The organism is Collinsella sp. TF12-2AT (assembly GCF_003436735.1).
Lineage (GTDB): Bacteria > Actinomycetota > Coriobacteriia > Coriobacteriales > Coriobacteriaceae > Collinsella.
Window position 1 is genome coordinate 1,568 of record NZ_QSQK01000014.1, and the last position, 14,586, is coordinate 16,153.

At 57.4% G+C, this 14,586-nt stretch carries 13 protein-coding genes; all 13 read right to left on the reverse strand.

Translation table 11 applies throughout. From position 1 onward, the window contains the following. Positions 1-50: 50 nt before the first annotated feature. Positions 51-422 carry a serine O-acetyltransferase gene (locus DXD24_RS08715; protein ID WP_117564570.1) on the reverse strand — a complete coding sequence of 124 codons (372 nt, stop codon included), beginning with the start codon at positions 420-422 and terminating at the stop codon, positions 51-53. A 152-nt stretch (positions 423-574) separates the two neighbouring features. Further along, on the reverse strand, positions 575-1,615 hold the full coding sequence (locus DXD24_RS08720) for an NAD-dependent epimerase/dehydratase family protein (RefSeq protein WP_117564571.1): 1,041 nt from the start codon (positions 1,613-1,615) through the stop codon (positions 575-577). A gap of 66 nt (positions 1,616-1,681) precedes the next feature. Beyond that, on the reverse strand, positions 1,682-3,148 hold the full coding sequence (locus DXD24_RS08725; RefSeq protein ID WP_117646549.1) for a lipopolysaccharide biosynthesis protein: 1,467 nt from the start codon (positions 3,146-3,148) through the stop codon (positions 1,682-1,684). Between the two features lie 84 nt (positions 3,149-3,232). Continuing rightward, a complete protein-coding gene (locus DXD24_RS08730) occupies positions 3,233-4,180 on the reverse strand; it encodes an ATP-grasp fold amidoligase family protein (RefSeq protein ID WP_117564573.1) in 948 nt (315 codons plus the stop codon). Between the two features lie 143 nt (positions 4,181-4,323). Further along, positions 4,324-5,412 carry an EpsG family protein gene (locus DXD24_RS08735; RefSeq protein WP_117564574.1) on the reverse strand — a complete coding sequence of 363 codons (1,089 nt, stop codon included), beginning with the start codon at positions 5,410-5,412 and terminating at the stop codon, positions 4,324-4,326. Further along, positions 5,409-6,512, reverse strand: coding sequence for a glycosyltransferase family 1 protein (locus tag DXD24_RS08740; protein ID WP_117564575.1), 1,104 nt, complete (start codon positions 6,510-6,512; stop codon positions 5,409-5,411). The genes DXD24_RS08735 and DXD24_RS08740 overlap by 4 nt, the downstream gene beginning before the upstream one ends. Further along, complete coding sequence (locus tag DXD24_RS08745) at positions 6,509-7,459, reverse strand: D-glucuronyl C5-epimerase family protein (protein WP_117646550.1); 951 nt, start codon at positions 7,457-7,459, stop codon at positions 6,509-6,511. The genes DXD24_RS08740 and DXD24_RS08745 overlap by 4 nt, the downstream gene beginning before the upstream one ends. Next, positions 7,456-8,748 (reverse strand): glycosyltransferase, encoded by a 1,293-nt coding sequence (locus DXD24_RS08750; RefSeq protein WP_117638202.1) that lies wholly within the window; start codon positions 8,746-8,748, stop codon positions 7,456-7,458. The genes DXD24_RS08745 and DXD24_RS08750 overlap by 4 nt, the downstream gene beginning before the upstream one ends. Before the next feature lie 5 nt (positions 8,749-8,753). Beyond that, positions 8,754-10,025, reverse strand: a complete 1,272-nt coding sequence (locus tag DXD24_RS08755; protein WP_267489784.1) for a nucleotide sugar dehydrogenase — start codon at positions 10,023-10,025, stop codon at positions 8,754-8,756. 43 nt (positions 10,026-10,068) lie between these two features. Further along, the gene (locus tag DXD24_RS08760) at positions 10,069-10,986 is read right to left on the reverse strand and encodes a glycosyltransferase family 2 protein (protein WP_117564578.1); all 918 of its coding nucleotides are present in this window, start codon (positions 10,984-10,986) and stop codon (positions 10,069-10,071) included. 3 nt (positions 10,987-10,989) lie between these two features. After that, complete coding sequence (locus DXD24_RS08765; RefSeq protein ID WP_199407920.1) at positions 10,990-11,790, reverse strand: sugar transferase; 801 nt, start codon at positions 11,788-11,790, stop codon at positions 10,990-10,992. An 87-nt stretch (positions 11,791-11,877) separates the two neighbouring features. Continuing rightward, positions 11,878-12,468 carry a hypothetical protein gene (locus DXD24_RS08770; RefSeq protein ID WP_117564579.1) on the reverse strand — a complete coding sequence of 197 codons (591 nt, stop codon included), beginning with the start codon at positions 12,466-12,468 and terminating at the stop codon, positions 11,878-11,880. A gap of 325 nt (positions 12,469-12,793) precedes the next feature. Beyond that, positions 12,794-14,557, reverse strand: coding sequence for a threonine--tRNA ligase (gene thrS, locus DXD24_RS08775; protein WP_117564580.1), 1,764 nt, complete (start codon positions 14,555-14,557; stop codon positions 12,794-12,796). Positions 14,558-14,586 lie beyond the last annotated feature (29 nt).

Sequence of the window (14,586 nt, forward strand, 5' to 3'; positions counted from 1 at the left end):
CCCCCCCCCCCCTCTATCCTGGATAAGACATGTAAAACCGATTTTATTATTCAGACCCTGTTGTTTATATATTCGTCTGTTGCCCCATCTCGAGAAATGATTTTGCATGGGTGCCCAATCACAATCGAATGGCTTGGTACGTCGCAGTTAACATAAGTGTTCGGTGCAACGAGAACGTCGTTGCCTAAACGAACGCCACCAACAATAGTTGAGTTGACACCAAGCCAAACGCAATCGCCAAGAACAGGCGCACCTTTTCGTTTGCCGCGGTTTTCCCGACCAATTGTCACACCTTTGTGCATATTGCAGTTGCGACCGATAACGGCATTCGGGTTTACCGTAATGCCAAAAGCGTGACCCAGATACAAGCCTTCGCCAATCGAGGTGGCAGGCGCGATCTCGAGACCATATTTGCAAGCCATCCTCTTTCGAAAAAGATGCCATAAAGGATTGTGCGAATTCTGGCACTTTCGAAGTAGCCAAACAAACCTCAAAGCATGGTTTGAGAGAATAGACCCCCCCCCCAAAGCGAATACGGTCACTGCTGTATACATTCGACATTGCTATCACCCAGCTAATTCCCGTAGAACTCGCGATACCACTTCGCGAATTCACGAAGACCGTCCTCGAGCGGCGTTGCGGGTTTGTAACCAAAATCGCGCTCCAAGGCGCCAGTATCCGCATAGGTTACAGGCACGTCACCAGGCTGCATAGGAACGAGCTGCTTATGCGCCTCGAAATCGTAATCGGCGGGGAGCACGCCCTCCTCAACCAGCACACGCTGCAGGGTGTCCACGAAGTCCAGCAGGTTCTCGGGATTCGAATTGCCGATGTTATACACGCGATGAGCGGCAATTGGCAAACCATCAGCACCGATCTTGACCTCAGGAGCGCCGTCCATGACCCTGCGCACGCCCTCCACAATATCGTCCACGTACGTAAAGTCGCGCTTACAATCGCCCATGTTGAAAATCTTAATCGTATCGCCACGACGCAACTTCTCGGTGAAGCCGAAGTACGCCATGTCGGGCCTTCCCATGGGCCCGTACACCGTAAAGAAGCGCAGACCCGTGGCCGGGATGGAGTAGAGCTTGGAGTAGGCCGCGGCCATGAGTTCATTGCTCTTCTTGGTGGCAGCATACAAACTCACGGGGGAGTCTACGCGGTCCTCCTCGCTGAAGGGAACCTTCTCGTTGCCGCCATAAACCGAACTCGAACTCGCGTACACCAGGTGCTTCACCGGGTGATGACGGCATCCTTCCAAAATGTTAAAGAATCCAATCAGGTTCGAGTCGATGTAAGCCCTCGGGTTCTCAATGGAATACCGCACACCCGCCTGGGCGGCCAAGTTCACCACAACGTCGAAGCCGTTCTCAGCGAACAGGCGCTCTATCAACGCGGCATCGCACAGGTCGCCGCGCACGAAGGCGAAACGCCCCGCCTTGTCCACCTCCGCCAGCATTCGCAGGCGAGCCTCCTTGATGCCAGGGTCGTAGTAGCTGTTCACGTTGTCCAGACCGATGATCGCGTCGTCGGTGGTTTCGAGCAGCCGCTTCACCAGAAACGCCCCGATGAAGCCGGCGGCGCCAGTGACGAGGACTTTTCTATCCTGCATATATACCCCACTCTTTCGTTTTAAGGAAGTCCCGAGATGGAACTCCCAACAAGTTAATTACAGACCTCAAAACGTTTTAAAGCCGCCGCCCTTGACCAGCTTCAGCAGCACCCTCCTACTCTTGGGCAAAGCAAAGCAAATCGCGAAATAGACAACGACGCACCCTACAATGTCCAACCCGACGCCAAGCCAGTTGCTAGATGCGAGTCCATACGTCACCCATGCAAATGCGCACATCATCGATGTGCAGAAAATGGGCTCCTTGAGCGACAACATAGTGCGCCCAAACGAAAGGCCAACCACGAAATATGTGACCACTTGGTTGATAGCAATCAAAAGGATTCTCAATCCCGCATCAGCCCACACGACGGCATCGAACCCTTGCATAGCCGCCACGGTCATAAGCGGCGTCATCAACACGAGGTACATCACCTGCACAAGCGTAGACACGCGCGGTTTACCAAGAGAGCGATACATCTCGCTGCTGTAGTATGAGAGCAGCACCATCGGCCCCTGCACCAGCCCATACAACCCGAACATGAGCGTCGCCTCGCCCCACTGATCGCCGAGCAACAGGGCCACCAAAGGCTCGCGGAATACGAAGATACCCGCAGACAACGGCAACAGGAACAATGCCACCATGAACTGGAAGCGTCGCAGATAAGCAACGTATTCTTCCCGATCAAACTGAAGGCGCGAAAGTGACGAGAACAAGATGGGCGTCGTAGCGTTCGTGATAATCCCGAAGCACCCGCTCACAAAGGTGACTGGCGTCTTGTAATATCCCAACTCAGCCGCACCCAGGAAATGCCCCACGATAAAGGTGCCCGCCCAAGAGGAAAGCCATATGGTGAACGACTCCAAAAGCGTCCATCCGCTGAATGAGAACATAGCCTTCAGCATGTTGAAGGAGTAGAAAAAACGCGGCTTCCACTCAGACAGCAGAGTCAGCCCCACTGCATTTACAATATTCGCCGCCAAAGTGCCAACGATAAGCGACCAGTAACCAAATCCCATAAACGCCAGTACAAGCGTCGAGCCGAAGTTAAGTAAGGTCGACGTCAGTCTCACCGGCATAAGCGACTTGAAATCGAGATTACGGTGGAACAACGCCATCTGAATGCTCGAAAACGACGTCAACGGGAGAGAGAGGCAGGCCACGGCCAAGGGAAAGCCCAGCGACGGATTGCCCACGAAGGTGGCCACCGGATCGTTGAATATGGCAATGAGACACCACAGGACCACCGATATGCCGAAGTTCGTCCAAAAGGCCACGCTAGCGTTGGCATGCAGGTCTTTTTTGTCTCGGAAGCTGTGTTGCACCAGGTACTTCTGGAACCCGGCGTCCGCGAACATGTCGGCAAAGCTCACTACCATGGTGACGGTCGCCACCATGCCAAACGCCTCTGGCGCCAGCAGCCTCGCTAAGACGAGCTGCGAGATAGGCGAGATGATTTTGGCGATAATCTCGGTTGCCAGAGACCACTTTGCCGCGCTTGCCGACCTCGCCCGGAGGTCTTTTGTGTCGGACATACTAAACCTCCATGAAGAAACGCCGGAGCGCGCTTACTGGCTGATTATCCATGCGCACGCACTGAATGCAGCTTTCGTTTGCCATCATTCCTCGTTTTCACGTTGGGGCAAAGAAACCATTTGCCCCAACGTCCTCTCCGCCTCAGCGGGGCTGAAAGGCGTAAACCCGCCCCACGGGTAGAAAGTCAGCTCGCCGACGAGAACGCGCCCCTTGCAGATGAAGAGGTCGACCCTCAAGAAAGGTACACCGTCACTCAGTTTCCTTGATAGCTCGAGCATCTCGCTGAGCTGCTCCGGGGCAGGGATCGTCTCTTCGGAACTCGCGTATCCCATCGCCAAAGGCAGCAGATTCCACTCAGTGTCGTAGAAATCGTTGTACCTCTTCTCAGAATCGTTCTTGTCCCCGTGACAATAAGAAATCAGCCGGGGTTCCCCGTCAAAGCAGAAGAAGTCGAACTCGTCGATGCCTTCCCAGTTATCGTCTTCATCACGGGCATTATCGCCCTCGCTCTCCAAGAACTCCTCGGCGAACACGACGGGCTTCACGTTCTTGTAAGGCCATTCCCTGCACCCGTAAAAATAATTCTGCTTCAAATGACCCCGAAAAAAGTCCTTGGCACTGTTGAGATCGAAGTGTCCCTTGTCAGTGCAGATGAGCACGCCGCCGCAGTCGTGGTTCGTTTTGAGTACGAACTTCTCCGGTAGCCCACTCACATCGATGTCATCAGCGGAATTCCAGGCGCCCAACGTCTTGACCACGTGCTCGGAGCCCACACGCGAGGCAATGAGGTCCTTAGCGCGGTACTTGTCGACCATGGTCGTGTACGCAGGGTTGTGATCGTTAAGCTTCAGCCACTGCATCTTCTCAGTGAAGGTCACCGGCGAGTCTATGCTAGGCCACATGCCCAACTTGGCGCGATGCATCAATCGAAGGTGCGTCCTGTCGGAAACCCATTTCGTTAGACCCTTCGACGTAAAGGCACAGTAGGCCATCCACGGGTCACTTAGGTATTTTTTAATTTTGCTTTCCATATATACAATTTCCTTAAGTCCGAGCTTAAACAAAGCGTTTTACTTTTTAATTCTCTGCGCTACACATGGAACAAGCCCTGGGCGTATGCAAACCACCAACGTAGACTTTGCTCGTATATGCCCGAAACGGTTTCGGGCACTATTTACCCCATCCAGACGAACGAATAAGACTCGATACCAAGCCCGGTATGAAGCAGATAGGCATAAAAGGCGTAGAAAAGGAACCAGACAACTAGAAAACAGCCAAGACAAAAACGGGCTTTTATTTTCCGAGCGTCCTTCACGAAGCCTCCGAAAATCACAGGGCCTAATACGGTGAAGTAATAGGCTATGCGGCCGGCGTTGGCAATCACATAAGAGGACGCCGAAGCCAAAATGCCTAAAGCGTAAAACACGAGCGGCATCCGGTTGGCTTTGAGCCGCGACGTTCCGTCGCTCTCAACCGGGGCAACATTCGCAGTTTCGCGGCTGACGAAATATGCGATCGCGAGGACGGTCGCCTGCGCAAAAACCATCAACCCGATGCTCGATTCGTTCACGGAGTAACGCGCATACCGGTCGACGAGCTTAGAGCCCGCATAAGCTGCCAGGAACAGCAGGGCAACCGATGCAAGCATCTTCGCGGCGAACTGCGATCGGCTCTTGCTTTTGTTGGAAAATAGGTAGTAGATGAGGAATAGGACCCCTATCAGGGCGGACGCGTGCAAAAGAGCGCCAACAGCCCACCAAGCGCAAAAAAGCAACGGCTTATTCTGTTCTAAAAACCTGGTTGCGTAGAAAACCAGCGAGACTGCAATCATCTGGCACGTCAGACACATAGACAGCGGGAACACCGTTGCCGTATAGACGAACATCGCAAACGAGAGCGATGCCGTTCGTCTAAAATCCCAAAGCCTGAAAGCAAAAAAGGCGTTGGTGATCAGCGACTCGACGACGAGCAAGAACGAGTAATTGTTACAGATATGGAGCACCGCACTTGTGAAGACACCGTACGGAACGCTGAACGTATGGTTCCACATCGTGGTCCCATACGCGTAGAAGTACTCGATTCCCTCTTTATAACCCAGGGTATCCTGCCCAACCGCATACGACCTCAAGCCCCCGATGGCGGTAAGAAGAACCACGGCAGCGACCAGCCCAGCCTTACTCTTGCCGTTTTCCGACATGCGCGCAAGCGCCGCTGAAAGCAAAACGACAAGAAAGTAGAAAAGCGATGTTTCGATAAAGTTCATCCGAATACCAGCCTCACGAAACCGGGAAGCTCCGAATTGATTTCATAGCCCGAGCCTTTCAAATCCCTCGCACTGGCGCTTGACCCTATGCGATCCGCGGAGAGCGCGGCGTCGGCCCATTCGTCCAGAGCGTCGCCCAGACTTTTGTAAACGACGTTCTCGCAAATGCCAACCTCCCGCGTGATGGAGTCGCTAATCACGCAAGGGAGTCCGTTTGCCTGCGCCTCGACGACGACGTTCGGCAGGCCTTCGTAGACAGAGGGGAAGATGAAGACGTCCATAGCCGAATAGAGACGGCGGACATCGCTCCTAACCCCGGCAAACACCACCCTATCGGTCAATCCGAGCTCGGCAACGCGCCTCTCAACGGCCGTGCGTGTCTCGCCTTTGCCGACGAGAATGAGGACGGCGTCTGGCCTTCTCCGGGCGATTTCAGCAAAAACATCGACAAGGAAGAGGTGGTTCTTCTGCTCACTGAACCTCCCGACGTGCCCGACGACATAGGACTCGGCAGGAACGCCCAGTTCGCGCTTAACATCGTCCCGTGTCGAAGCGTCATAGGCGTAGTCCTCGAGGTTGAGCGCGTTCTTCATGAGATGGAAACGCGGCCCCGATACCCCCGCCTTGCCGAACATGTAGACGCCCGCCTCGGTAGACGGGGCGGCGAAGTCGGTCGCCGCAACCCTGACAAGGGGCTTGAAAAGATTGTGCAGCAGGGTCTCCTTTTTGCTGTTCGAAACTGTACCCGTGTTGCTTGACCTGAATATGGTTCTGGACACGCCTCCGAATCTCATGGCGAGCAAATCAAGACAGGAAAGGCTGTGCTGAGACGACCTGACAGCACAGCAATAACCGCCGTCCCGGGCTATCTGCATGAGCCGCTTGAACGATGCGACCGGCCCGGCCTCGGTCTTCTTGACTGTGTGCACAATTCTGCCGCCCATCGACTCGATTTCGGCGTCGTAAAAGCCCGGCACGTCGGACGACACACAGAAGTCGAGCTGATAGCGCGACTTGTCCAAAGCCCGGTAATACTTCATGAATACCGTCTCGGCCCCGCCGGTGTCCATCGAGGTCACGATATAGAGGGCCTTCTTCATTGGACGATCACCGCATCGGATTTCTCGATCAGCTTCTGCAGCGCCTTTTTAGCAATCGCCTTCCTGCGGTTGGCCGGAGATTCCTGATAGCGCTCGTATACCTCGGCCTTCACCGCGAACCTTGCGTCGCCTGAAAGATCCGCCATTGCGCGGAGCTGCGCTATATGTAGATGATGGTAGGCGGGAGAGGCGATATGCTTTTCCATGTCGTAATAAGACCAGAAGCCGGCGTCGTAGTCATCCAAATGGCAAGCCAACGTCTCCGCAGAGTGCTTGAATGGCCCGGCGAAGCGCGCGTCGACCAACGATGCGTCATAGAGACCGAAAAGGCTAAACACCCAACCGTTCATGACACTGCGCCTGGGGCGTTGAGGGTACTCCTCCAGGAACAGTTCTCCCCCGTCATGCGACGACACGCCGCCATTGTCCATGTCGATAAGCATGAACTCGGCAGCTTTCAGCGCCGCAACTCTATAGCACTCGTCCCCGAAAGCCGCATGGGCCCTCAGCAGCATCGAGCACCCCTCGCCTTGGGCCATCGAGGAGACGGAGTACTTAGCGCTGCCTATCGGACCAAATGCGTCCCAAGAGCCGTCATCCCGCTGGGCGCCGATCGCCCAATCCGAGCATACCCTTAGTGCGTCGAGAAAGCGCTCAACTTCATCCGACCTGAGAATGCTCAAGTCGTAACAGCCCAAACCGTATTGGAAAATGGCGATGGGGAAATGCACCCGCGCCCCACCGGCGATGACGCTAACAGGGACACCGCCCTCGTCGAGCAGAGTACTGCCAGTGACCTTGCCGGTCAAATCGTTGTAGTACCCGGACAACTGTCCGACATTATAGGCCCTGCCCAAGCTCTGCTCTACGGCCACAGCCGTCTTGCCAGTGAGCATTTTGCTCCACCTTTTGAGCATGGTCATCTTCTGCGCAATCTGGCCCATCATTCACCTTCGTTTCTGTAATCGACTCCGAGCGAGCGCACAAGCCCCTCCACGTTGGCCTCCAAACGGAAGTCCCTCTCCCAAACGGCCCTTGCAGCGCGCCTCATAGAAGACCCTTCGGCCTTGCCCAAAAAGACGAATCGCTTTATGGCCGCGGCGACATCTTCCGGTCCACAGTCACTAGGTAGGAGAAAGCCGTTGACGCCATCGCTTACTATCTCGTGGGTTCCGCCAACGTCCGTGGCGATGACGGGAATGCCGAATCCGCAGGCCTCCATGATCGAAAGCGGCAGGCCCTCGCTTGACGAGACGTTCACGAAGACGTCGAAATGCTTCGCTGCGTACTCCCCCAAAAGCGCGTCGTTCGGCAAAGCCCCCGCGAACTTCGCGGTGGAGTGCGTCAGCAACGAGCAGGCGGCCCTCGCCTCCTCGAGCTGTGGGCCGTCGCCGTAATGGGTCCATTCGACGCGAAGCCCTTCGGCATCAAGAAGGGTGACAGCCTTAGCAAGAAGAGGCACGCGCTTAACGTCGACAATACGCGAGCACGAGACGACCCGCAACGGGCAGGTCAACGGCTCGCCGGACTTGTCTGGCATCTCCCGCGTTCCGAGATAGGAGGTCGTCACCTTGCCCTCATGGCCCGGCCAGTTCGCGTTTATGTATTCCTCCCCGTCTTTCGAGCAGGGAAGCACTCCGGAAAGCTTGGATAGGAGGTATCCCCGGAAGGGCAAATAATGCACATCGGTACGATCTGCATACAGATCGTACCCATGTGCACGCGCAACGGCGCGTGCACATGGGTACGTGCCGGTCAGCCAAGCAGCGACCAAAGCGGTGTCGTAAAGCCAAAAGCTGTATATGTGCGTGGGCTCAAAGCCAAAGCGGACCAGTTCCTCCGCAAGCACGTCCGCCTTTGCCTTCGCCCTCGCGGCAAAGTAGCCCCGAAACACGCGCTTTCCGATTCCATGAACGGATTCTGTGGCATAGGCCTCACGAACGTCCGCACCGCCCAAAAGGGGAAACGCGATCCCTTTGACTGCAAGCAAAGCCTTGTCCTTGGAGGTATTACCGCAACCCAAGGCCAGGGGCGTCACATTGCCCGGCAGCGCGCAGGTGGGCGCGTCACCCGGCTGCGCCTCGGTCCCCACGGCGAGCACCTCGTCGAAATAGGTCGAAAGAACGCCTATCTCGTTCTCGAGATAGGACTCAGCGGCGACCTCGCCGCGGTTAAAGGGGAACCTCCTCGTCAGAAGGAGCAGCCGTCTCTTTTTTTTATCAGCAGTAATCGCCACAAATACTAATCCCTCTTGAATAGGTCGCGGGTATACACCTTGCCGGCAACATCGGCCAGATCGTCGCTCCACCGGTTGGCAATGATCACGTCGCACTCGGCCTTGAACCTCTCAAGGTCATGCGTCACCTCGGAACCGAAGAATTCCGGCGCGTCCAGCGTTGGCTCGTAGACAACGACCGGCACTCCCTTGGCCTTCACGCGCTTCATAACGCCCTGGATGGAACTGGCGCGGAAATTGTCGGAGTTCGACTTCATGGTCAGGCGGTACACGCCCGCCACGGGCTTCTCCTTGCCTTCGTATACCTTGTCCCACAGCAGTTGCAGTACCTCGTCTGCAATGTAGTCCTTGCGAGTGCGGTTGGCATCGACGATGGCCTCGATAAGGTTCTGAGGCACGTCCTTATAGTTGGCCAGCAACTGCTTGGTGTCCTTGGGCAGGCAGTAGCCGCCGTAGCCGAAGGAGGGGTTGTTGTAGTGGGAGCCAATGCGGGGCTCTAGGCACACGCCATCGATGACGTCCTTGGTGTTGAGTCCCCTCATCTCGCAGTAAGTGTCCAGCTCATTGAAGTACGCCACGCGAAGTGCCAGGTAGGTGTTGGCGAACAGCTTCACGGCCTCCGCCTCGGTGGTACCAAGAACGAGCTGCGGGATGCCCGTCGTGCCATCAGGGTTGGTGCGCTCAAGCTCGGCGGGGCCGACGCCTTGGGCGAGCAGCCCAGCAAACGTCTTTGCGGCCTTCACAGCTTCCTCGTCGTCCTTGGGCGCGCCCACAACGATGCGGCTAGGGTGCAAATTATCGTAGAGCGCCTTGCTCTCTCGAAGGAACTCGGGACTGAAGATGATGCGGCTGTCGCCAAGCGTCTCGCGAAGCGACGAAGTGTAACCCACAGGGATGGTCGACTTGATGACAATCCAGGCCGTCGGGTTCACCGAGCGGATTGCCGAAATTGCGGCTTCAACAGACGAGGTGTCGAAAAAGTTGCGGTCCGAGTCGTAGTTCGTTGGCGTGGCCACGATGGCGAAATCCGCGCCTGTATAGGCCTCGGCGACGTCCACGGTTGCATGCAGGTCGAGCTTCCTCGTGCCCGCCTTAGCCTCGGCCAGGAAGAGCTCAATCTCGTCGTCCTGGATGGGCGACTGAAAAGCGTTAATCTTCTCTACCTTCTCAGAGACGATGTCGAGCGCGCGCACCTCGTTGTGCTGCGAGAGCAGAACGGCCAACGAGAGCCCCACATAGCCGGTGCCGGCGACTGCTATCTTCATTTTTTCGGACATATCATTCAACCTTTCGTTAAGAGCAGGCACACATATGAAATAGTTAGGATTTCGCCTTGCCGAAGAACTTCAGCGCCTCAGAGACGCAGGCGGCGGGCGATGAGGCAATGGCCTTTAAGGCGTAAATCACAGCCTGGCCTGGCTGGTTGCTGCGCTTCATAGCGAAGGCGAGCACGGCGTTGTGGCGAAATTCGATGTAGCGCACATCCTTCTTGCTGAGGCGCGGGTAGTAGCCGCGCACCACCTCGTGCCTTGCGACCTCGCCGTTTACCTTGTTCTTGCCAAGCGAGAGCCTCTCGCCGGAATGGAGGTACTGCCTCACGTGCACCTCGGGCATGTAGCCCATGTGGGCGCCAGCCTCTATGCAGCGCAGCATCAGCCACCAGTCTTGGCCGGTCGCCACCTCGCCGAAACCCTCAGTGCGGTCGAACAGGTCGCGCCTGAGCATATAGATGGCCGTTGGGCTTATCGGCGTTAGGAGGTGCGCGCGCAGCAGACCCTCGGTGGAGAAGTCCTCGCAATGGTCGAGCCTGCGGTGCTCCACAAGCCGGCCACGTTCGTCATACCACGAGACATCCTGCCAGCTCATGTCGAGGGAGTTTTCCTGCATGAAGGCGACCTGGGTGGACACCTTGTCAGGCAGGAACTCGTCGTCATCGTCGAGGAACGTGAGGTACTCGCCCGTCGCCTGGCGGCAGGCGTAGTTGCGCGCCGCCCCGCCGCCGGTCTGGCCGGAGGTGTGCAGCAGCCTAAAGTGCGGAAGGCTCGCGGCATAGGGGGCGACCGCCGCGTCAGTCTCGGCGCTTTCCGGCCACTCCGGCCGATTGTCGCTCACTACAATCAGTTCGATGTTCTCCGCGCCGTAGTCCTGCGCGGCGATTGAGTCCAGGGCCACGCGAATCCTGTCAGAGCGCTTGTAGGTCGGCACCACGATCGAGACGAGGGGTTTGTCAGCACTCATGCGCTACCTCCCCGTCTTCTTCTTGCCGAACATGACGCCAAAGGTCTTGAAGAAGACCTTCCAGTCTGCCTTGAGGCTGGCACCCTTCGCGTAGGCAAGCTCGAACTCCTGGCGCAGGCCGTTCTCGAAGGTCGCGAGGTTGCGCGGGCCCGACTGCCAGGCACCGGTAATGCCCTGCGGGACGGCAAGCACCTGCACCTGTTGCTCGTGCGTAAAGTTCCCGAGCTCCTCGTAGGTGATGGCGCGAGGGCCGATGACGGAGAGCTGGCCCGCGAGCACGTTGAAGAACTGGGGCAGCTCGTCCAGGGAAGTCTTGCGCAGGACGCGGCCTAGCTTGGTGATGCGGGGATCGTTTGTGACCTTCCGCTCGCGGTGCCACTCCTCGATCTGCTCGGGGCTGAGGTACTTCTCCACGTCGTTGGCGTCGGCGACCATGGAGCGGAACTTGAGCACGCGGATGGGGCGACCGAAGCGCCCCGCGCGCTCGTGAGCGTAGATGGGTGCGCCCTTGGTATCGGCCGCAATGAACGCACAGAGCACCGCGCCAGGGATGAGCCCCACGACGCAGACGCACGCGCTGAACGCGATGTCGAAGGTGCGCTTGACGAAGCGGTAGCCAAGCGACCTCGTGTCGAGCGCGCGGGACTCTGCGGCAAACTCGGGCGAGCCTGGGAGGCTCATCGTGCCCGTGCTTGCAGCGGATCCGGCACCGGCGCCCGCCGCGCTCTCGCGCCGGTCCATGGCCTGAGCAATGAGCGCCGCGCCCACGGGCGCATTATCCTCTGTTACTTCTTTAGTAGTCACAATAAAAATTTCGTTCCTGTCCCCAGGAACCCCCCCCCCCAATCCACAAATTCAAAAACCAAATAAATTGCCGGCGTAACGTCTTCCTTACGTTTTGCTCGGCACGTCTAACGGAAGCAGCTCCCTAAATGCGGAGTCGCCTTCGCCCACGTCCACCAGGCACCAGCGCTTGTGACGGTCGATCTTTTTTACGTGGGCCTCTTGCCCCACAAGTGGGCCCTGCTCTATGTGCAGCACACCGTCTTCAATGCGCGCAACGCTGTTGCGCACCACGCCGTCGTCGTCGAGCACGCTGCGGTACCAGTCCCGCGCATCGTCCGGCATGGGCGCATAGGCCCGCTCCCTGCTGCCGGCGATGCGGCAGCCAAAGCTCAACTGAGCCAAAGCCCTATCGAGCGCTGCGGCATCGTGCGTGGCGACGAAGAAATATTCCTTGTACATGGGTTTGGTTTGGAGCGACCATGCGCCGTCCCGCTTAAACCAGAACTCCTTTTGCATCACAAAAGCGTCCTGCATAAGGTTGTGCGGGATAATGCAGCGGACCTTTTCGCAGATCTCGCGCTCTTTTCCATTGGGGGTGTGGACCAGATACCAGCGGACGCGGCCGTGCTGGCTGTTGGTGGTGGCGCCGTTAAATGCGCCCGGCAGCTGCTCTTGGCGCCGTGCCGTCTGTTCCATGTTCTCGCCCCCTCTTTTTGGCTTTGCGATGCACGCAAATGCAGGGGCGTTTAGAACAGGCTTCTCGCTCGCAGCTAGGCGCAGTCGCAAAAGTACAGGTTTATATAGAGGGTATGGAGATGTACCTACTAGCAGTACATTTTGCGTAATCTGGGCAAACGCTGATTAATTGCTCGTATAATGTCGTCTCTCGAAAGATACAAAAACCTGTACCTTTTTGTGCAACAAAAAAAGCCGCTCAACCAGCGGCTTTTCTTATTTCGGCATGAAAAAGGCGACCGCCCTGTGTAGACGGTCGCCTTTGTTAATTGTTGTGAAGTTTGCCTTAGGCGCGAGTCTTGATCTCCTCGAGCACCTTCGCAACAAACTCGTCAACGCTCATCTGAACGGTCTCGTTGGAGCGATCGCGGACGGAGATGTTGCCGGCCTCGACCTCCTTCTCGCCCAGAATGAGCATGTAGGGCACGCGGTCGATGCTGCGGGCCTCGCGGATCTTGTAGCCGATCTTCTCGTCGCGGTCGTCGCAGACCACGCGAATGCCGGCCTCCTCCAGCTTGGCACACACCTCGTGGGCGTAGTCGCGGCTCTTCTCGGAGACAGGAAGCGCTTTGACCTGCACGGGAGCCAGCCAGGTGGGGAACTTGCCCGCAAAGTGCTCAATCAGAATACCAATGAAGCGCTCGATGGAGCCAAAGCATACGCGGTGCAGCATGATGGGGCGCTTCTTGGTGCCGTCGGCGTCCACGTACTCAAGATCAAAGTTGAGCGGCATCTGGAAGTCGAGCTGGACGGTGCCGCACTGCCAGGTACGTCCGAGCGAGTCCTCCAGGTGGAAGTCGATCTTGGGGCCGTAGAAGGCGCCATCGCCCTCGTTGACCTCGTAGTCCATGCCCAGCTTCTCCAGAGCGGTGCGCAGGCCCTCCTCAGCGCGTGCCCAGTCCTCGTCGGAACCCATGGAGTCCTCGGGGCGGGTGGAAAGCTCAACATGATACTTAAAGCCAAACTTTTGGTACACGGAGTCGATGAGGTTGACCACGCCCACGATCTCGTCGGTCAGCTGGTCGGGACGCACAAACAGGTGGGCGTCGTCCTGGTTAAAGCAGCGCACGCGGAACAGGCCATGCAGGGCGCCGCGCAGCTCGTGGCGGTGCACCAGGCCAATCTCGCCGGCGCGGATGGGCAGCTCGCGGTAGGAGTGCGGCTTGGAGGCGTACACCAGCACGCCGCCCGGGCAGTTCATGGGCTTAATGCAGTACTCTTCGTCGTCGATGACAGTGGAGTACATGTTGTCCTTGTAGTGGTCCCAGTGGCCCGAGGTCTTCCACAGCTGCTTGTTCATGATAAGCGGCGTGGAGATCTCCACGTAGCCGGCCTTGTGGTGGATCTCGCGCCAGTAGTCCAGCAGCGTGTTCTTAAGGATCATGCCGTTAGGCAGGAAGAACGGGAAGCCGGGGGCCTCGTCGCGCATCATAAAGAGGTCCATCTCGCGGCCGATCTTGCGGTGGTCGCGCTTCTTGGCCTCCTCCAGCATGTGCATGTGCTCGTCGAGCTCTTCCTTGGTGGCAAAGGCGACGCCGTTGATGCGGGTGAGCATCTTGTTGTCCTTGTCGCCCTTCCAGTAAGCGCCCGAGACGCCGGTAAGCTTAAAGGCCTTCAGCGCCTTGGTGTAGCAGATATGGGGGCCGACGCACATGTCGATGTAGTCGCCCTGCTGGTAGAAGGTGATACGGGCGTCGTCGTCCAGGTCGCCGATGTGCTCGACCTTGTACTTCTCGCCGCGCTCCTCCATAAGGGCGATGGCCTCGGCGCGGGGCTTCTCAAAGACGGTGAACTTGAGGTTCTCCTTGACGATCTTTTTCATCTCGGCCTCGATCGCGGGGAAGTCGTCCTCGCTGATCTTGACGCCCTCGGGCAGGTCGACGTCGTAGTAAAAACCGTTGTCGGTCGCGGGACCGTAGGCAAAATCGGCCTGGGGGTACAGGCGCTTGATGGCCTGCGCCATGATGTGCGCGGCGGAGTGGCGGATGACGTGCGTGACCTCGTCCTGCGGGAGCTCGGCCACCGAACCGTCATTGTAGAGTGCCTTCATGGGTATGTTTTCTCCTCTCGGATGCCTGA

Coding starts and splice junctions, on each gene's coding strand:
- DXD24_RS08755 (WP_267489784.1), bottom strand. CDS start 10,025: ATGTCCGAAAAAATGAAGATAGCAGTCGCCGGCACCGGCTATGTGGGG.
- DXD24_RS08770 (WP_117564579.1), bottom strand. CDS start 12,468: ATGGAACAGACGGCACGGCGCCAAGAGCAGCTGCCGGGCGCATTTAAC.
- DXD24_RS08735 (WP_117564574.1), bottom strand. CDS start 5,412: ATGAACTTTATCGAAACATCGCTTTTCTACTTTCTTGTCGTTTTGCTT.
- DXD24_RS08760 (WP_117564578.1), bottom strand. CDS start 10,986: ATGAGTGCTGACAAACCCCTCGTCTCGATCGTGGTGCCGACCTACAAG.
- DXD24_RS08720 (WP_117564571.1), bottom strand. CDS start 1,615: ATGCAGGATAGAAAAGTCCTCGTCACTGGCGCCGCCGGCTTCATCGGG.
- thrS (WP_117564580.1), bottom strand. CDS start 14,557: ATGAAGGCACTCTACAATGACGGTTCGGTGGCCGAGCTCCCGCAGGAC.
- DXD24_RS08745 (WP_117646550.1), bottom strand. CDS start 7,459: ATGATGGGCCAGATTGCGCAGAAGATGACCATGCTCAAAAGGTGGAGC.
- DXD24_RS08740 (WP_117564575.1), bottom strand. CDS start 6,512: ATGAAGAAGGCCCTCTATATCGTGACCTCGATGGACACCGGCGGGGCC.
- DXD24_RS08730 (WP_117564573.1), bottom strand. CDS start 4,180: ATGGAAAGCAAAATTAAAAAATACCTAAGTGACCCGTGGATGGCCTAC.
- DXD24_RS08725 (WP_117646549.1), bottom strand. CDS start 3,148: ATGTCCGACACAAAAGACCTCCGGGCGAGGTCGGCAAGCGCGGCAAAG.
- DXD24_RS08715 (WP_117564570.1), bottom strand. CDS start 422: ATGGCTTGCAAATATGGTCTCGAGATCGCGCCTGCCACCTCGATTGGC.